At 73.4% G+C, this 17,675-nt stretch carries 16 protein-coding genes and 1 tRNA gene; 14 read left to right on the forward strand and 3 right to left on the reverse strand.

Annotated elements, in window-relative coordinates; genetic code table 11:
• Positions 1 to 39: 39 nt before the first annotated feature.
• Together OU787_RS21405 and OU787_RS21410 are read left to right on the forward strand one after the other, a co-directional pair.
• On the forward strand, positions 40 to 1,011 hold the full coding sequence (locus tag OU787_RS21405) for a trypsin-like serine peptidase (RefSeq protein ID WP_051816480.1): 972 nt from the start codon (positions 40 to 42) through the stop codon (positions 1,009 to 1,011).
• Between the two features lie 79 nt (positions 1,012 to 1,090).
• Positions 1,091 to 1,846, forward strand: coding sequence for a hypothetical protein (locus OU787_RS21410; protein WP_030457743.1), 756 nt, complete (start codon positions 1,091 to 1,093; stop codon positions 1,844 to 1,846).
• A 7-nt stretch (positions 1,847 to 1,853) separates the two neighbouring features.
• On the opposite strand, the gene OU787_RS21415 is transcribed toward OU787_RS21410, so the two are convergent.
• The 3 genes from OU787_RS21415 to OU787_RS21425 form a co-directional block, all read right to left on the reverse strand.
• On the reverse strand, positions 1,854 to 2,234 hold the full coding sequence (locus tag OU787_RS21415) for a hypothetical protein (protein WP_227480354.1): 381 nt from the start codon (positions 2,232 to 2,234) through the stop codon (positions 1,854 to 1,856).
• Between the two features lie 65 nt (positions 2,235 to 2,299).
• Positions 2,300 to 2,647: a hypothetical protein gene (locus tag OU787_RS21420; RefSeq protein WP_030457741.1), complete on the reverse strand. Its 348-nt coding sequence runs from the start codon at positions 2,645 to 2,647 to the stop codon at positions 2,300 to 2,302.
• Positions 2,648 to 2,801: 154 nt separating this feature from the next.
• A tRNA-Arg gene (locus OU787_RS21425) sits at positions 2,802 to 2,873 on the reverse strand.
• 179 nt (positions 2,874 to 3,052) lie between these two features.
• Between OU787_RS21425 and OU787_RS21430 the strand changes: the two genes are divergently transcribed.
• The 12 genes from OU787_RS21430 (at position 3,053) to OU787_RS21485 (ending at position 17,645) form a co-directional block, all read left to right on the forward strand.
• Positions 3,053 to 3,553, forward strand: coding sequence for a response regulator (locus OU787_RS21430; RefSeq protein WP_051816478.1), 501 nt, complete (start codon positions 3,053 to 3,055; stop codon positions 3,551 to 3,553).
• 117 nt (positions 3,554 to 3,670) lie between these two features.
• Positions 3,671 to 5,326, forward strand: a complete 1,656-nt coding sequence (gene argS, locus OU787_RS21435) for an arginine--tRNA ligase (protein WP_030457739.1) — start codon at positions 3,671 to 3,673, stop codon at positions 5,324 to 5,326.
• A gap of 96 nt (positions 5,327 to 5,422) precedes the next feature.
• The gene (lysA, locus tag OU787_RS21440) at positions 5,423 to 6,814 is read left to right on the forward strand and encodes a diaminopimelate decarboxylase (RefSeq protein ID WP_030457738.1); all 1,392 of its coding nucleotides are present in this window, start codon (positions 5,423 to 5,425) and stop codon (positions 6,812 to 6,814) included.
• Between the two features lie 133 nt (positions 6,815 to 6,947).
• Positions 6,948 to 8,240, forward strand: coding sequence for a homoserine dehydrogenase (locus OU787_RS21445; RefSeq protein WP_030457737.1), 1,293 nt, complete (start codon positions 6,948 to 6,950; stop codon positions 8,238 to 8,240).
• 10 nt (positions 8,241 to 8,250) lie between these two features.
• Entirely contained in the window at positions 8,251 to 9,348 is a 1,098-nt protein-coding gene (thrC, locus tag OU787_RS21450; protein WP_051816477.1) for a threonine synthase, read from the forward strand.
• Between the two features lie 290 nt (positions 9,349 to 9,638).
• A complete protein-coding gene (gene thrB, locus OU787_RS21455; protein WP_030457735.1) occupies positions 9,639 to 10,556 on the forward strand; it encodes a homoserine kinase in 918 nt (305 codons plus the stop codon).
• Between the two features lie 511 nt (positions 10,557 to 11,067).
• Positions 11,068 to 13,188 (forward strand): transcription termination factor Rho, encoded by a 2,121-nt coding sequence (rho, locus tag OU787_RS21460; protein WP_268660293.1) that lies wholly within the window; start codon positions 11,068 to 11,070, stop codon positions 13,186 to 13,188.
• 148 nt (positions 13,189 to 13,336) lie between these two features.
• Positions 13,337 to 14,518 (forward strand): LCP family glycopolymer transferase, encoded by a 1,182-nt coding sequence (locus OU787_RS21465; RefSeq protein ID WP_232794796.1) that lies wholly within the window; start codon positions 13,337 to 13,339, stop codon positions 14,516 to 14,518.
• Positions 14,519 to 14,643: 125 nt separating this feature from the next.
• On the forward strand, positions 14,644 to 14,868 hold the full coding sequence (gene rpmE, locus OU787_RS21470) for a 50S ribosomal protein L31 (RefSeq protein WP_014138082.1): 225 nt from the start codon (positions 14,644 to 14,646) through the stop codon (positions 14,866 to 14,868).
• A gap of 123 nt (positions 14,869 to 14,991) precedes the next feature.
• Positions 14,992 to 16,068, forward strand: a complete 1,077-nt coding sequence (prfA, locus tag OU787_RS21475; protein WP_030457732.1) for a peptide chain release factor 1 — start codon at positions 14,992 to 14,994, stop codon at positions 16,066 to 16,068.
• A gap of 26 nt (positions 16,069 to 16,094) precedes the next feature.
• On the forward strand, positions 16,095 to 16,961 hold the full coding sequence (gene prmC / locus OU787_RS21480; RefSeq protein WP_030457731.1) for a peptide chain release factor N(5)-glutamine methyltransferase: 867 nt from the start codon (positions 16,095 to 16,097) through the stop codon (positions 16,959 to 16,961).
• Between the two features lie 36 nt (positions 16,962 to 16,997).
• Positions 16,998 to 17,645, forward strand: a complete 648-nt coding sequence (locus tag OU787_RS21485; RefSeq protein ID WP_030457730.1) for an L-threonylcarbamoyladenylate synthase — start codon at positions 16,998 to 17,000, stop codon at positions 17,643 to 17,645.
• Positions 17,646 to 17,675 lie beyond the last annotated feature (30 nt).

The raw sequence follows: 17,675 nt of genomic DNA on the forward strand, positions 1-17,675 counted from the left end.
GCACCGCCACGACCAGGACCGGCCGGAACGGGGCAGCGGATGGGACGCAACACCAGCCAGGACGGACACCGCCCGCTGCGGTCGGCCGCCCTCACCTCGGTCCTCGCCGTCGGCGTGGTCGGCGCGATAGCGACCGCCGGAGTGCTCACCGTCCAACTCCGCGACCCCGGACGGCCCCGCACCCGCCCGGTGGCCCTGGCCGCCCCCGCGACGCCCACGCCGACGCCTTCGCCGACGCCTTCGCCCACCCCGAGCCCGACGGCGGCCCCCACCCCGACCTCGGCGCCGGCGTCCGCCCCCGCCGCGGTGCGGCAGGACGACCCCGTCACCGCCCCCACCCTGCAGGCCCCGCCCAGCGCGCCGCCCGACGCCGTCCCCGGCACCACCGCCACCGCCCCCGACAACGCCGAGTCCCGCCGGGTCGGCGCCCTCTTCGCCGGACCGACCGGCCCCGGCAACCACTTCTGCACCGCCAGCGTCATCGACAGCCCCGGCCGCAACCTGATCCTCACCGCCGCGCACTGCCTGTCCGGCGCGGCCGGCACCACCTTCGTCCCCGGCTACCGCGACGGCCGGGCCCCGTACGGCAGTTGGCGGGTCACCAAGGTCTACACCGCGGACGGCTGGCGCAACGGCGGCGACCCCGACGAGGACTTCGCCGTCCTCGCCGTCGCCCCGAACGACGGGCAGCAGATCGAGGACGCCCTCGGCGGCAACCCGCTCGGCACCGCCGCCTCCTGGACCGCCGAGGCCCGGCTCTACGGCTACCCCGCCGGGAGCGAACTGCCGGTCCTCTGCACCAACACCACCAGCCGCCAGGACACCTACCAGCGCCGGATCGACTGCCCGTCCTTCCCCGGCGGCACCAGCGGCGGCCCCTTCGTCGACACCGCCACCGGCCAGGTCATCGGCGTCATCGGCGGCTACCAGCAGGGCGGGGACAGCGACGACACCTCCTACAGCGCCGCCTTCGACCACACCGTCGCCGAACTCCTGGCCGCGGCGGGCTGAACCGGCCCCGCCCCCCTGCCCGCCGCCCCGTCCGGAGGTCCACAATGGGGACTCGACGCACAGGCACGGGGGAGGCGCGGTGTTCCGGCGCTGGTGGTTTCTCAAGGTCGCGGGTTCGGTCCCGGCGGATCCCGCCGCGCCGCCCACCCGGCGCGAGGCACGGGCCCGCCAGGCGCTGGTGCTGGGGGAGTGGGAGGCGCTGCGGGAGCACCTGCGCGGGGTCGCCGCCGAGCGGGTCACCGCGGCCGGGGCGGTCTTCCGGGCCGCCGAACTGCACCTGCAGAGCGAGGAGTCGGCCGCCCGGGTGGCCTACCAGTGGGCCCTGGAGGCGTACGAGGCGGCCGGCCGGCTGCTCGACCACGCCGGGGACGAGGACACCGACCTGCCGGACCTGGCGGCGGCCGTCGTCATGGCCGAGCAGGCCGTCGAACGGCTCGCCGCCGCCCACCTGCTGCACGCCGGGAAGCGCCCCGGGCCGCTGCAGGTCCGCTGCTACTGGAACCCGCTGCACGGGCCCGCCGACATCGTTCTCGCCCCCGGCCGGGGCCGCAAGGCCCGGCAGCGCCGGCACCTGACGCCCCGGGAGGCCGCCGCCGAGCGCCGCCCCACCTGCCGCTCCTGCCGGACCGCGATCCTGGCCGGCCAGACGCCGGACGTGCTGCCCGCCCTGCTGCCGGCGAAGGCCGCACCGGGCCGCAAGGGGCCGGTGCTGGTGCCGTACTTCGCGGTGCCCCGCCAGTGGTCGCCCTGGTCGACGACCGCCTGCGGCGCCTACGACCAGGGCACCCCGGCCCTGGTGCTGAGCGGCGAGCACCGCCGCAACGCCAAGCGCTGACGGACCGTCAGGCGGCGACGGCCGGGGCGAACCCGCCGTGCGAGCCCCCGTCGAGCAGCGCGGTCCAGTCGAGCGGCCCGGCCAGCGCGGCCGGATCGGGCAGCGAGACCACCAGCGCGCCGCCGGCCCGCTCGACCTCGGCGCACCAGCCGGCCACGCCGTCGGCGGCGAACGAGCCGCCCAGGGTGGGGAAGAGGCAGCCGGCGTCGCCGGGCCCGTCCAGCACGCACATGGTGAGGCTGGCGAACACCGACCAGCCGTCCAGTCCGGGCACCGCCCCGTCCGCGACCCGCAGCACCGGCAGCGCCCCGTGCACCGGGGCGCCGCCCAGCAACAGGATCGGCGCGGACGCCCCGGACACGAATCGGACCTGCTCAGCAGAGATCATCACCCCGGTACCCTGCCACACCCCGGCCCCCCGCCCCCGCCGGAACCCTTGCCCGGCCCGGGAGTTCAGCGCTTCGCGCGCCGCTCGGCGACCCGCCGCTCGACCTCGGCCAGGAACCGCTCCGGCACCTCGCCGGTGGCCCGCAGGTGCGCCCGCTCCTCGGCGGTGAGCGTCTCGGCCGCACCGTCCACGGCGAAGGCGTACTCGTGCAGCCGCCCCGACGTCCGGTCGCGCCGCAGGTCGCCCGCCAGCCCGGCCGCCTGCCGCCCGGCCCGGCCGCCCCGGGCCGCGAACAGCGCCGTCAGCCACCCGAACGCCCCCGGCCGGGCCGCCCGCCGCCCCACCTGGTCCCGGACCGCCAGCCAGCACAGCCGGTCGTCCGGCAGGTTCGGGACGGGTTCCGTCCTGGTCATCGCGCCACCCCCAAGGAAAGTCGTGGGGCGAACAGTAGCGACCGGCCCGCGGCCGGAGGAAGCGGTTTCGGCCCGGTGCTCCCGGGAACGACGAAGGCCCAGATCCGTGGAGCAACTCCACTGACCTGGGCCTCTGTTGCACTTCGAAGCGAAGTGCCCCCGGTAGGATTCGAACCTACGCACCCGCCTCCGGAGGGCGGTGCTCTATCCCCTGAGCTACGGGGGCCTGGGCTGACCTCGCGGTGCTGCCCGGCCTGACGGGGAAAACACTACCAGGGAAACTCCGTGCTCCGTGCACGGGTTTCCGCGGCCCGGCGCGGTGCCGCCCCGACGCCCCGTCAGCAGGTGACCGGCAAGTAGCCGAAAGGCCGGACAGCGGGACGGGGCGCGGCTACCCTCGGTGAGGTGGCGGCGACGTCGGGGCGGGTCCTCGTGGTGGACGACAGCGAGGTGATCCGCCAACTGATCAGGGTCAACCTGGAGCTGGAGGGCTTCGAGGTGGTGACCGCCGCCGACGGTGCCGAGTGCCTGGAGGTGGTCGGCCGGGTCGCCCCGGACGTGGTCACGCTGGACGTGGTGATGCCCCGGCTGGACGGTCTGCGGACGGCGGCCCGGCTGCGCGCGGCGCGGGAGACCGCGCACCTGCCGATAGCGATCGTGAGCGCCTGCACGCCGGCCGACCTGGAGCGCGGCGAGTCGGTGGGGGTGGACGGCTACCTGGCGAAGCCCTTCGACCCGGCGGAGCTGGTCGCGCTGGTGCGGCGGCTGCGGGTGTCGGCGGCGGGCGGGCGCCGGTTCGCCTACGACTTCGGGGGCCAGCCGCCGGCGGTCGGGCAAACCTCCCGGGATTCAGCCCTGGGCGAACAGCCGCAGGAACTCGTCCGGCCGGACGAGCCCCACCCGTGAGATGTGCCCGCCAGCGGGGACGTCCGACGACACGAAGCACGCCGGACGGCGCGACGCGGCCCGCGGCGGACAAACCGAGTGGCGGCCCGGTACCCCGTCTCGCCTAGGCTTGGCACCGTGACACCCGCAGAACTCTCCCAGGCAGTCCAGGCCGCCGTCAGCGCCGCCGTCGAGGCGGACGAGCTGACCGTCGACGTGCCCGCGCACGTGACGGTCGAGCGGCCCAAGAACAGGGACCACGGCGACTACGCCACCAACGTGGCCCTCCAGCTCGCGAAGCCGGCCGGCAAGCCGCCGCGAGCCGTCGCGGAGATCCTGGCCGGGCGCCTGCGAGAGATCACCGGCGTGGCGAAGGTCGACATCGCCGGGCCGGGCTTCCTGAACATCACGCTGGACGCCGCCACCCAGGGCGGGCTGGCGCGCACCATCGTCGAGGCGGGCGAGGCGTACGGCCGCAACGAGGCGCTCAAGGGCCTGAAGATCAACCTGGAGTTCGTCTCGGCGAACCCGACCGGCCCGATCCACATCGGCGGCGTCCGCTGGGCCGCCGTCGGCGACTCGCTGGCCCGGGTGCTCAAGGCGACCGGCGCCGAGGTGTCCACCGAGTACTACCTGAACGACGCCGGCGTGCAGATCACCAAGTTCGCCAAGTCGCTGAAGGCCGCCGCCAACGGGCAGCCCGTCCCCGAGGACGGCTACGTCGGCGAGTACATCTCCGACATCGCCAAGGCCGTCACCGACGGCCTGCCCGGCGTGCTCGACCTGCCCGAGGACGAGCAGCTCCAGGCGTTCCGCACCGAGGGCCTCAAACTGATGGTCGCCGAGATCCAGCGCTCGATGGCCGAGTTCGGGGTGCACTTCGACACCTGGTTCTCCGAGCAGACCCTGCACGACTCCGGCGCCGTCGAGAAGGCCATCGAGCGGCTGCGCGAGCAGGGCCACGTCTTCGACCGGGAGGGTGCGATCTGGCTGCGCACCACCGACTTCGGCGACGACAAGGACCGCGTCCTGATCAAGGCCGACGGCGAGACCACCTACTTCGCCGCCGACGCCGCCTACTACCTGAGCAAGCGGGACCGCGGCGCGGAGGTCTCGGTCTACATGCTCGGCGCCGACCACCACGGCTACGTCAACCGCCTCAAGGCCATCGCGGCCTGCGCCGGCGACGACATGGACCGCAACATCGAGGTGATGATCGGCCAGTTCGTGAAGATGCTGCGCGACGGCAAGGAGGTCCGGCTCTCCAAGCGCGCGGGCAACATCATCACGATCGACGACGTGATCGACTGGATCGGCGTGGACGCCGCCCGCTACATGCTGGTGCGGCAGTCCACCGACTCCACCATCACCATCGACATCGACCTGGTGACCAGCACCTCCCGGGAGAACCCGGTCTACTACGTGCAGTACGCGCACGCCCGGATGTGCTCGGTGCAGCGCAACGCGGTGGAGAAGGGCATCACCCGCAGCGCGGACTTCAAACCGGAGCTGCTGAGCAGCGAGTGGGAGAACGACCTGCTCGGCCAGCTCGGCGAGTTCCCGCGGGTGCTGGCCAAGGCCGGCGAGCTGCGCGAGCCGCACCACGTGGCCACGTACCTGGAGGAACTGGCCCGCGCCTACCACCGGTTCTACGACAACTGCCAGATCCTGCCGAAGGGCGACGAGGAGGTCACCGACCTCACGCACGCCCGCCTCTGGCTGGCCGACGCGACGCGGACGACGCTGGCCAACGGCCTCGGCCTGCTCGGCGTCTCGGCGCCCGAGCGGATGTAAGCACCACACCCCCGAAGCGCAGCACAGCAGGGGGCGGCGACCGGTCGACGGAGACCGGTGGCCGCCCCTCGCCATAGGTCGAGGAAGTTTCATCAGATGAGCCGCTCCGCCCACCCCGCAGGCCCCCGCCACGGCGACGTGCTGCCCGAGGGCCACTACCAGGCCCCGCCGGCCGACCTCAACGCGCTCGACCCCAAGGTCTGGTCGCGCACCGTGGCCCGGAACGCCGAGGGCGTCGCCACCGTCGGCGGCGTCGACGTGCGCACCCTGGCCGCCGAGTTCGGCACCCCCGCCTACGTGCTGGACGAGGCCGACTTCCGGGCCCGGGCCCGGGCCTGGCGGGACGCCTTCGGCGAGAGCGCCGACGTGTACTACGCGGGCAAGGCGTTCCTGTCCAAGGCCGTGGTGCGCTGGCTGCACGAGGAGGGCCTGAACGTCGACGTCTGCTCCTCGGGCGAGCTGCACGTGGCGCTGGCGGCCGGCATGCCGGGGGAGCGGATCGCGCTGCACGGCAACAACAAGTCGGTGCCGGAGCTGGAGCAGGCGGTGAAGGCCGGGGTCGGGCACATCGTGGTCGACTCCTTCCAGGAGATCGAGCGGCTGGCCCGGATCGCCGACGCCCAGGGCGTCCGGCAGCCGGTGCTGATCCGGATCACCGTCGGCGTCGAGGCGCACACCCACGAGTTCATCGCCACCGCGCACGAGGACCAGAAGTTCGGCCTCTCGCTCTCCGGGGGCCTGGCCGCCGAGGCGGTCCGCCGGGTGCTGGCCGAGCCGGCCCTGGAACTGCGCGGCATCCACTCGCACATCGGCTCGCAGATCTTCGACTTCGCCGGCTTCGAGGTCGCCGCCCGCCGGGTGGTCGGCCTGCTCGCCGAGGTCCGCGACGAGCACGGCGTCGAGCTGCCGGAGATCGACCTGGGCGGCGGCCTGGGCATCGCCTACACCGCCGACGACGACCCGCGCGAGCCCGCCGAGATCGCCGCCTCGCTCCGCGAGATCGTCCGACGCGAGTGCGCCGCCGCCGAGTTGACGGCCCCTCGGATCTCGGTCGAGCCGGGCCGGGCGATCGTCGGCCCGACCGCGTTCACCCTCTACGAGGTCGGCACCGTCAAGCCGCTGGAGGGCCTGCGCACCTACGTCAGCGTGGACGGCGGCATGTCCGACAACATCCGCACCGCGCTGTACGACGCCGAGTACTCGGTGGCGCTGGTCTCCCGCACCAGCGAGGCCGAGCCGATGCTGGCCCGGGTGGTCGGCAAGCACTGCGAGTCCGGCGACATCGTGGTCAAGGACGCCTTCCTGCCCGCCGACCTGGCCCCCGGCGACCTGATCGCGGTGCCCGCGACCGGCGCCTACTGCCGCTCGATGGCGAGCAACTACAACCACGCCCTCAAGCCCCCCGTGCTGGCCGTCGCGGACGGCGCGGCCCGGGTGATCGTCCGCCGCGAGACGGAGGAGGATCTCCTGCGGCTCGATATCGGCTGACGAAATTTTCGTCTCAGAACGTGGACCAGCCGTAGATCCGTGCGGAAAGTCCCGGAGACTGGTGGGAAACAGGCAAGCCCCCGGGGGCGACGGAACACCCCGACGGGGACCGAAGAATGCAGAGCGGAGTCGGATGATGCGTACGCGCCCGCTGAAGGTGGCGTTGCTGGGCTGTGGTGTGGTGGGCTCCGAGGTGGCGCGCATCATGACGACGACGGCCGACGACCTCGCCGCGCGCATCGGCGCCCCGGTCGAGCTCGCCGGCATCGCGGTCCGCCGGGCCGGGCGCCCCCGCCCCGGGGTGCCCGAGCACCTGCTCACCACCGACGCCGAGGCCCTGGTCGGCCGCGGCGACATCGACGTGGTGGTCGAGGTGGTGGGCGGCATCGAGCCGTCCAAATCGCTGATCCTGAAAGCCTTCGAGGGCGGCGCCTCGGTGGTCTCCGCCAACAAGGCGCTGCTCGCCAAGGACGGCGCCGAACTGCACGAGAAGGCCGCCGCGGCCGGCGTCGACCTCTACTACGAGGCCGCCGTCGCCGGGGCGATCCCGCTGCTGCGCCCGCTGCGCGAGTCGCTGGCCGGCGACAAGGTGAACCGGGTGCTGGGCATCGTCAACGGCACCACCAACTTCATCCTCGACAAGATGGACTCCACCGGCGCCGGGTACTCCGAGGCGCTGGAGGAGGCCACCGCGCTCGGCTACGCCGAGGCCGACCCGACCGCCGACGTGGAGGGCTTCGACGCCGCCGCCAAGGCCGCCATCCTGGCCGGGATCGCCTTCCACACCAAGGTCACCGCCGCGGACGTCTACCGCGAGGGCATCACCGAGGTCACCGCCGCCGACATCGCCTCCGCCAAGCAGATGGGCTGCGTGGTCAAGCTGCTGGCGATCTGCGAGCGCGCCGCCGACGGCGCCTCGGTCACCGCCCGGGTGCACCCGGCGATGATCCCGCTCAGCCACCCGCTGGCCTCGGTCCGCGAGGCGTACAACGCGGTCTTCGTGGAGGCCGAGGCGGCCGGCCGGCTGATGTTCTACGGCCCCGGCGCGGGCGGCTCGCCGACCGCCTCCGCGGTCCTCGGCGACCTGGTCGCGGTCTGCCGCAACAAGCTGAACGGCTCCACCGGCCCCGGCGACTCGGTGTACGCCGCGCTGCCCGCCAAGCCGATGGACGAGGTGGTCACCCGCTACCACGTCAGCCTGGACGTGGACGACCGCGCGGGCGTGCTCGCCCAGGTCGCCTCGGTCTTCGCCGAGCACGGCGTCTCCATCGACACCGTGCGCCAGCAGGGCCGCGACGGCGACGCCGCGCTCGTCGTGGTCACCCACCGCGCCACCGACGCCGCCCTGTCGGCGACGGTCGACAAGCTCCGCGCACTGGACAGCGTGCGCGACGTGGCCAGCATCATGCGGGTCGAAGGGGAATAGGAAAACCGGTATGAACGCCATTGCCGAAAGCACCGCCCGAGGCAGCCACACCCACCAGTGGCGCGGCCTCATCGAGGAGTACCGCGACCGCCTCCCGGTCTCCGCCTCCACCCCCGTGGTGACCCTGCTGGAGGGCGGCACGCCGCTCGTCCCCGCCCAGGTGCTCTCCGAGCGCACCGGCTGCGACGTCTACCTCAAGGTCGAGGGCGCCAACCCGACCGGCTCCTTCAAGGACCGCGGGATGACCATGGCCATCTCCAAGGCCAAGGAGGACGGCGCCCAGGCCGTCATCTGCGCGTCCACCGGCAACACCTCCGCCTCCGCCGCCGCCTACGCGGTGCGGGCCGGCATGGTCTCCGCCGTGCTCGTCCCGCAGGGCAAGATCGCCCTCGGCAAGATGGGCCAGGCGCTGGTGCACGGCGCCAAGATCCTGCAGGTCGACGGCAACTTCGACGACTGCCTGACGCTGGCCCGCGAGCTCTCCGAGAAGTACCCGGTCGCCCTGGTCAACTCGGTCAACCCGGTGCGCATCGAGGGCCAGAAGACCGCCGCCTTCGAGATCGTCGACATGCTCGGCGACGCCCCCGACATCCACGTCCTGCCGGTCGGCAACGCGGGCAACATCACCGCCTACTGGAAGGGCTACCGCGAGTACGCCGCGGACGGCCTCGCCACCCGCACCCCGCGGATGTGGGGCTTCCAGGCGTCCGGCTCGGCCCCCATCGTGGACGGCGCCCCGGTGCTCAAGCCGCAGACCATCGCCACCGCGATCCGGATCGGCAACCCCGCCTCCTGGGACTACGCGCTCGCCGCCCGGGACGACTCCGGCGGCCTCATCGACAAGGTGACGGACCGCCAGATCCTGTCCGCCTACCGGCTGTTGGCCTCCCAGGAGGGCGTCTTCGTCGAGCCCGCCTCGGCCGCCTCGGTGGCCGGCCTGCTCGCCAAGGCCGAGGCCGGCCTGGTCGACCCCGGCCAGCGGATCGTCTGCACCGTCACCGGCAACGGCCTCAAGGACCCGGACTGGGCGGTGGCCGGCGCCCCGCAGCCGCAGATCGTCCCGATCGACCCCGAGACGGCCGCCCGCCGCCTCGGCCTGCTCGACTGACCCGTCCGACCGAGCGTCGACCCGGCGAGCGGCCCGCCCCCACGGAGCGGACCGCTCGCCGCCGCTTTCCGGTCAACCCACCGGTGCTTTTCCGCTGGTTGCGGCAACACGGAAGATCCGAGCCGGGCGGGGTGTACCGCTCCGGAACCTCTCTTCGATACGCTTGACCCCGCGGGCCGCGCCATGCTGCGCGCCCCCTTCGGCACCCCGCCGCCACGTACCACCGCAGGCCCCGTCGTCCGGATCGCCCGGGCCTGGATCCCCCCACCTTTCAGGAGTGTGTCCACCGCATGGCCGGTCCCGCGTTCCGCGCCGCCGCCGTCCGGGTCCGCGTCCCCGCGACCAGCGCCAACCTCGGCCCCGGCTTCGACGCCTTCGGCCTCGCCCTGGGGCTCTACGACGACGTGGTGGTCCGGGTCTCCGACTCCGGCCTGGCCGTGGACATCGCCGGCGAGGGCGCCGAGAACCTGGCCCGCGACGAGCGCCACCTGGTGGTCCGCTCGATGCGCGCCGCCTTCGACCGGCTCGGCGGCCAGCCCCGCGGCCTCGAAGTGGTCTGCGCCAACCGGATACCGCACGGCCGCGGCCTGGGCTCCTCGTCCGCCGCGATCTGCGCCGGCATCGTCGCCGCCCGCGCCGTCACCATCGGCGGCGCCTCCGCGCTCGGCGACGACGCGCTGCTCGCCCTCGCCTCCGAGCTGGAGGGCCACCCGGACAACGTCGCGGCCTGCCTGCGCGGCAACTTCACCGTCGCCTGGACCGAGGACGACGGCGCCCGCACCATCACCCTGGACCCCTCCGACCGGGTCGTGCCGGTCGTGTTCATCCCGTCCACCGAGGTGCTCACCGAGACCGCGCGCGGCCTGCTCCCCAAGACCGTCCCGCTCTCCGACGCCGCGCTCAACGCGGGCCGCGCCGCCCTGCTGGTCGAGGCGCTCACCCGCCGCCCGGAGCTGCTGCTCACCGCCACCGAGGACCGCCTGCACCAGGACTACCGGGCCTCCGCGATGCCGGACAGCGCGGCCTTGGTCGCCGCCCTGCGCGCCGAGGGCGTCCCCGCCGTCATCTCGGGTGCCGGACCGACCGTGCTCGCCCTCACCGACGAGGCCGGTGCCGGCAAGGTGCTCAACTTCGCGGGGGCGCAGTTCGCGGCGCACCGGCTGGAGCTGGACCGCGCCGGCGCCACCGTCCTGCCGCTCGACATGTGAGACGGACACGATTGACAACCAAAGGGCTGGGGAATGTGTCAGGGGGTAGGTAGTGTTAACCTCATTGCTGCACCAGATGCCCTCCGGGCGCCGGTGCGACGCATCCCGATCCCGTTCCCCCGTCCGCACGGGGGCCGGAAGCTCGGGAGCACGATTCTCCGGGAGCTCGCCACACCGCGTACGCAGCCTGCCTGCGCAAGTGGGGCCCATCCCGAAGCCGTGACGGCACCGGACTCCCACCCCCAGCCTCCTGACTGAGGCTCGGCCGGGCGGGGCCCGCACTGCCGCCGCGCGGCGGGGGCCCGGGCATCAACAGGCGCAGCGAGGTCGGCACCAGAACCGGCCGTCCGCGCCGCTTCGCACCACAGTGCACCGCACTTCGCAGCTCCCCGGAAGGACCAGCCTTCCGCGGGAATCCAGCCCCTGGCCGGCGCAAAGAGACGCTGGGCAGGACAGCACAACCGGTCGCCGTGCCAGACAGGCCGACGTCCGCTCCAGGGAAGGACCCTTAGTGAGCGACACCACCGATCTGATGGGCGCGCGCCCGGACGCCGAGGCGTCGGACGCAGCCGCCCCTGCGGCTCCGGCGCGGCGCCGCCGTACCGCTGCCGCCGGCCTGGACGGCCTGGTGCTGGCCGAGCTCCAGAAGCTCGCCTCGTCCCTCGGGATCAGCGGTACCGGACGGCTGCGCAAGAGCCAGCTGATCGAGGCCATCAAGGAGAAGAGCGGCGGGGACCCGCTGCTCGCCGGCGCCTCCGGCGCCACCGCTCCGGCCGCCAAGAAGGCCGCCAAGGCCGCCGCGCCCGCCGCCGCCGAGGCCGCTCCGGCCGCCCCGGCCGAGGAGCAGGCCGAAGCAGCGGCTCCGGCCCGGGCGGCCCGCCGCACCCGTGCCGCCGCTGCCGCCACCGAGCCGCAGCCGCAGGCGCAGATCGAGATCCCGGTGCAGGCCGCCGCCGAGACCGCGGCCGCCACCGCCCGGGCCGAGCGCCCGCGCCGCCGGGCCACCGCCGCGGCCGGCGCCCCGACCGCCGAGGCCGGCACCGCCACCGCCACCGCCGAGCAGGCCCCCGCCGAGGCCAGGACCGAGGCGCAGCGCCCGGCCGCCGCCGAGGGCGAGGGCCGTCCCGAGCGCCGCGAGCGCCGGGACCGCCGCGAGCGCGGCGAGCGCACCGAGCGCACCGAGGCCCCCGCGGCCGACGGCGACAACGAGGTCCGCGAGTCCCGCCGGGACCGCCGCAACCGCCGCGAGCGCGACCGCACCGACCGCCAGCAGGACGGCGGCCAGGGCCGCCAGCAGCAGAACCAGCAGCAGAACCAGCAGCAGGGCGGCACCCAGCAGCAGGGCGGCGGCAACGCCCACCAGCAGCAGGGCGGCTACGACGACGACGAGTTCGGCGACGGCCGGCGCGGCCGCCGCGGCCGCTACCGCGACCGCCGGGGCCGTCGCCGCGAGGGCTTCGAGGGCACCACCGGCCCCGAGGTCCCGCTGAGCGACGACGACGTCCTGATCCCCGTCGCGGGCATCCTGGACATCCTCGACAACTACGCCTTCGTCCGGACCTCGGGCTACCTGCCCGGCCAGAACGACGTCTACGTCTCGCTGGCCCAGGTCCGCAAGCACGGCCTGCGCAAGGGCGACGCCATCACCGGCGCGGTCCGCCAGCCCAAGGACGGCGAGCGCCGCGAGAAGTTCAACGCCATGGTGCGGCTGGACTCCGTCAACGGCATGGACCCGGACAGCGGCCGCGGCCGCCCCGAGTTCGGCAAGCTGACCCCGCTGTACCCGCAGGAGCGGCTGCGCCTGGAGACCGACCCGGGCGTGCTGACCACCCGGATCATCGACCTGGTGTCGCCGATCGGCAAGGGCCAGCGCGGTCTGATCGTGGCCCCGCCGAAGACCGGCAAGACCATGATCATGCAGGCGATCGCCAACGCGATCACCCACAACAACCCCGAGTGCCACCTGATGGTCGTCCTGGTCGACGAGCGTCCGGAAGAGGTCACCGACATGCAGCGGTCGGTGAAGGGCGAGGTCATCTCCTCGACCTTCGACCGCCCGGCCGAGGACCACACCACCGTCGCCGAGCTCGCCATCGAGCGCGCCAAGCGCCTGGTGGAGCTGGGCCACGACGTGGTGATCCTGCTCGACTCCATCACCCGCCTGGGCCGCGCCTACAACCTGGCCGCGCCCGCCTCCGGCCGCATCCTGTCCGGTGGTGTCGACTCGACCGCGCTGTACCCGCCGAAGAAGTTCTTCGGCGCCGCGCGCAACATCGAGAACGGCGGCTCGCTGACCATCCTCGCCACCGCGCTGGTCGACACCGGCTCGCGGATGGACGAGGTGATCTTCGAGGAGTTCAAGGGCACCGGCAACATGGAGCTCAAGCTCGACCGGAAGCTCTCCGACAAGCGCATCTTCCCCTCCGTCGACGTGGACGCCTCCGGCACCCGCAAGGAGGAGATCCTGCTCGGCCACGAGGAGCTGGCCATCACCTGGAAGCTCCGCCGGGTCCTGCACGCGCTCGACTCGCAGCAGGCGATCGAGCTGCTGTTGGACAAGATGAAGCAGACCAAGTCGAACGCCGAGTTCCTGATGCAGATCGCCAAGAACACCCCCGGCTCGGGCGACTGACGCCGGTAGCACCGCCTTCCTCGGGACCCCGCACCGCCGCCCGGCGGTGCGGGGTCCCGGGCTTTCCCGGGCGGGGACCGGAAACCGCCCGCCGTACCGGCGCGTCACTTATGCTCGAAAGGTCGCACTGAGGGCGAAATGAGGCGATATGGCCGAGAACACCGAGCAGCGCCCCCCGCGTCGCCGCGGGCTCCGGATCGCCCTGTTCGCGCTGGCCGGCCTCGTCCTGGTCGGTGCCGGACTGGGCGGGATCGCCTACTGGAAGCTCAACGGGAACATCCACAGCGTCGACATCTCCGGCCAGCTGGGCACCGCCCGGCCGCCCGCCTCCACCGGCGGGGCGTTCAACGTGCTGGTGCTGGGCTCCGACTCGCGCTCCGGCGCCAACGGCAGCCTGGCGGGCGGCGACACCGGGGACACCGCCCGCTCGGACACCGCGATGGTCGTGCACGTCAACCAGGCGCACACCGCCGCCTCGGTGGTCTCCATACCGCGCGACACCCTGGTGTCCCGCCCGGCCTGCACCGCCCCCGACGGCACGCAGGTCGCCGCGGTCCGCAGCGCGATGTTCAACTCCGCGTACGAGGTCGGCGGCCCGGCCTGCGCGGTGAAGACCGCCGAGCAGCTCACCGGGATGCGGATGGACCACTTCGTCGAGGTCGACTTCACCGGCTTCGCCGCGCTGATCGACGCGATCGGCGGGGTGGACGTCACCACCACGGTGGCGATCGACGACAAGGACAGCGGGCTGCACCTCGACCCCGGCACCCACCACCTGGGCGGCGCGCAGGCGCTGGCCTTCGTCCGGACCAGGCACGGCGTCGGCGACGGCAGCGACCTGGGCCGGATCGAGCTGCAGAAGGAGATGGTCAAGGCGATGCTCGGGCAGATCGGCTCGCTCGGCCTGACCTCCAACCCGGTGGCGATGTGGAATCTCGGCGACAAGCTGACCAGCTCGCTGACCACCGACTCCGACCTGGCCTCGGTGAGCTCGCTGGTCGGCATGGCGCAGACGGTCAAGAAGATCGGGCCGGACCAGCTCACCATGGTCACCCTGCCGGTGGCGTACGCGGTCAGCGACCCCAACCGGGTGGTCCCGAAGACCCCGGACGCCCAGCAGCTGTGGACGGCGCTGCGGACCGACCAGGCGGTGCCGCAGCAGGTGCTCCAGCAGCAGCCGGCCAACCCGGCGATGGCCTCGCCGTCCGCCTCCGGATCGGCCCCCGGATCCGCCTCCGGATCGGCCCCCGCGTCGGCCTCGGCCTCGGTCTCCGTCCCCGCGACGGCCCGGGCGTCCCGGCCGGCGGTGGCGGGCGGGGGAGCGGAATAGCCGGATCCGCCTCCCGGTTTGGGAAGATGCGGGCAGTGCTGGCACACTGGTCCGTCGGTCCCGGTTCACGAGCGGCAGTCGATGTCCGCCGACCCGGTGCCCTCCCGATCAGCTAGGAGAATCCCTTGAAGTCCAACGTTCACCCGGACTACGTCCTCACCAAGGTGACCTGCACCTGCGGCAACGAGTTCACCACTCGTTCGACCGAGACCAGCGGCGAGATCCGCGCCGAGGTCTGCTCGAACTGCCACCCGTTCTACACCGGCAAGCAGAAGATTCTGGACACCGGTGGCCGCGTGGCCCGCTTCGAGGCGCGCTTCGGCAAGAAGCTCTCCGGCGGCAAGGCCTAGCGCTTCCACGGCGCCGGTCTCGGACGTCCCCGTGCTCGTGCACGGAGGCGTCCGGGCCGGCGCCGTTCGCGTCCCTCCCCCCAAGCTCCCCCCGCGGCACACTCACGGAAGTAGGACAGACCGATGTTCGAGGCAGTCGAAGAGCTCCTCGTCGAGCACGCCGACCTCGAGAAGAGGCTGGCCGACCCGTCGGTGCACGCCGACCAGGCGAACGCCCGCAAGCTGGCCAAGCGGTACGCCGAGCTGACCCCGATCACCCGGACGTACCTGGCCTGGAAGCAGGCCGGCGAGGACATCGTCGCCGCGCGCGAACTCGCCGCCGAGGACCCGGACTTCATCGCCGAGGCGAAGGCGTCCGAGGCCCGGCAGGAGGAGCTGACCGAGGAGCTGCGGCTGCTGCTGGTGCCGCGCGACCCCAACGACGACAAGGACGTCATCCTGGAGGTCAAGGCGGGCGAGGGCGGCGAGGAGTCCGCGCTGTTCGCCGGCGACCTGCTGCGGATGTACCTGCGCTACGCGGAGCGGCTCGGCTGGAAGACCGAGATCATCGACGCCAACGAGTCCGACCTCGGCGGCTACAAGGACGTCTCGGTGGCGGTCAAGACCAAGGGCAACCCCGAGCCGGGCCACGGCGTCTGGGCGCAGCTGAAGTACGAGGGCGGCGTGCACCGGGTGCAGCGGGTGCCCGCGACCGAGTCGCAGGGCCGGATCCACACCTCCGCCGCGGGCGTGCTGGTCACCCCGGAGGCCGAGGAGGTCGAGGTGGAGATCCACGCCAACGACCTGCGGATCGACGTCTACCGCTCCTCCGGCCCCGGCGGGCAGTCGGTGAACACCACCGACTCCGCGGTCCGGATCACCCACCTGCCGACCGGTATCGTGGCGTCCTGCCAGAACGAGAAGAGCCAGCTGCAGAACAAGGAGCAGGCGATGCGCATCCTGCGTTCGCGGCTGCTGGCCGCCGCGCAGGAGGAGGCCGAGCGGGAGGCGTCCGACGCCCGCCGCAGCCAGGTGCGCACCGTGGACCGCTCCGAGCGGATCCGGACGTACAACTTCCCGGAGAACCGGATCTCCGACCACCGCACCGGGTTCAAGTCGTACAACCTGGACCAGGTGCTGGACGGCGACCTCAACGCGGTCATCCAGTCCTGCGTGGACGCCGACGCCGCGGCCAAGCTGGCCGCCGCGCAGGAGAACTGAGCCTAGGAGCTAAGGGGCCCGAGGGTATGAACCTGCTGCTCGCCGAGGTGGCCCAGGCCACCCAGCGCCTGGCCGCGGCCGGCGTGCCCTCGCCGCGCTTCGACGCCGAGGAGCTGGCGGCGCACACCCACGGGGTGAAGCGCAGCCAGCTGCACACCGTGCCGGACGGGGACTTCGACGCCCGGTACTGGGAAGCGGTCTCCCGCCGCGAGCAGCGCGAGCCGCTGCAGCACATCACCGGCCGGGCGTTCTTCCGCTACCTCGAACTGGAGGTCGGGCCCGGGGTGTTCGTTCCCCGGCCGGAGACCGAGTCGGTGGTCGAGTGGGCGATAGACGCGGTCCGCGCGATGGACGTGGCCGAACCGCTGGTGGTCGACCTGTGCACCGGCTCCGGGGCGATCGCGCTGGCCCTCGCCCAGGAACTGCCCCGCTCCACCGTGCACGCCTTCGAACTCGACGAGGGCGCCCTCGCCTACACCCGCCGCAACGTCGAGGCCAGCCCCGACCGCGCCCGGGTCCACCTGCACCAGGGCGACGCCACCCGGGCCTTCGTCGACGACCGCGGCTGGGACGGCCGGTTCGACCTGGTGATCAGCAACCCGCCGTACATCCCGCTCACCGAGTGGGAGTACGTCGCCCCCGAGGCCCGCGACCACGACCCGCAGATGTCGCTGTTCTCCGGCGAGGACGGACTGGAGACCATCCGCGGCATCGAACGCGTCGCGGCCCGGCTGCTGCGGCCCGGCGGCGCGGTGGTGATCGAGCACGCGGACACCCAGGGCGGGCAGGTCCCGTGGATCTTCCGCGAGGAGGGCGGCTGGACGGACGCCGCCGACCACCGGGACCTCAACAACCGCCCGCGCTTTACTACCGCGCGACGCGCTTCGCTGTAGACCACCACTGACTTCCACCGGAAGGGGATTGCTCCGATGAGCCGCCGATACGACTGCTCCGACGCCCAGGACCGCGCGAGCGGGCTGCGTGAGGCCGCCACGGCGATCCGCCGCGGGGAGCTGGTGGTGGTGCCGACCGACACGGTGTACGGGATCGCCGCGGACGCCTTCTCGCCGGAGGCGGTCGGCGCGCTGCTGGAGGCCAAGGGCCGGGGCCGGAACATGCCCTCGCCGGTGCTGGTCGGCTCGCCGACCACGCTGCACGGGCTGGTCACCGACTTCTCCGAGCAGGCCTGGGAGCTGGTGGACGCGTTCTGGCCGGGCGGCCTGACCCTGGTGGCCCGGCACCAGCCCTCGCTGCGCTGGGACCTGGGCGAGACCCGGGGCACCGTCGCGGTCCGGATGCCGCTGCACCCGGTCGTGCTGGAGCTGCTGAACGCCACCGGCCCGCTCGCGGTCTCCTCCGGCAACAAGACCGGCGGCCCGTCCCCGTCCACCTGCGACGAGGCCGAGGCCCAGCTCGGCGACGCGGTGTCGATCTACCTGGACGGCGGGACGGCGGACTACGGCACGCCCTCGACCATCGTCGACGTCACCGGCAAGGTGCCGGTGGTGCTGCGGTCGGGCGCGATCAGCGTCGAGCAGCTGAGGGAGGTCGTTCCGGACGTGGAGGCCGGCAGTTGACCGCCGCTGCCCCCCTGTACGGAGCGGGCG

Source organism: Kitasatospora sp. YST-16, from assembly GCF_026802215.1.
Classification (GTDB): Bacteria; Actinomycetota; Actinomycetes; order Streptomycetales; family Streptomycetaceae; genus Kitasatospora; species Kitasatospora cineracea.

What these genes read in the sequence shown, in the direction of transcription:
- OU787_RS21405 (WP_051816480.1), top strand. Translation starts at nt 40, where the DNA reads ATGGGACGCAACACCAGCCAGGACGGACACCGCCCGCTGCGGTCGGCC.
- OU787_RS21415 (WP_227480354.1), bottom strand. Translation starts at nt 2,234, where the DNA reads ATGATCTCTGCTGAGCAGGTCCGATTCGTGTCCGGGGCGTCCGCGCCG.
- OU787_RS21420 (WP_030457741.1), bottom strand. Translation starts at nt 2,647, where the DNA reads ATGACCAGGACGGAACCCGTCCCGAACCTGCCGGACGACCGGCTGTGC.
- lysA (WP_030457738.1), top strand. Translation starts at nt 5,423, where the DNA reads ATGAGCCGCTCCGCCCACCCCGCAGGCCCCCGCCACGGCGACGTGCTG.
- OU787_RS21445 (WP_030457737.1), top strand. Translation starts at nt 6,948, where the DNA reads ATGATGCGTACGCGCCCGCTGAAGGTGGCGTTGCTGGGCTGTGGTGTG.
- thrC (WP_051816477.1), top strand. Translation starts at nt 8,251, where the DNA reads ATGAACGCCATTGCCGAAAGCACCGCCCGAGGCAGCCACACCCACCAG.
- thrB (WP_030457735.1), top strand. Translation starts at nt 9,639, where the DNA reads ATGGCCGGTCCCGCGTTCCGCGCCGCCGCCGTCCGGGTCCGCGTCCCC.
- OU787_RS21465 (WP_232794796.1), top strand. Translation starts at nt 13,337, where the DNA reads ATGGCCGAGAACACCGAGCAGCGCCCCCCGCGTCGCCGCGGGCTCCGG.
- prfA (WP_030457732.1), top strand. Translation starts at nt 14,992, where the DNA reads ATGTTCGAGGCAGTCGAAGAGCTCCTCGTCGAGCACGCCGACCTCGAG.
- prmC (WP_030457731.1), top strand. Translation starts at nt 16,095, where the DNA reads ATGAACCTGCTGCTCGCCGAGGTGGCCCAGGCCACCCAGCGCCTGGCC.
- OU787_RS21485 (WP_030457730.1), top strand. Translation starts at nt 16,998, where the DNA reads ATGAGCCGCCGATACGACTGCTCCGACGCCCAGGACCGCGCGAGCGGG.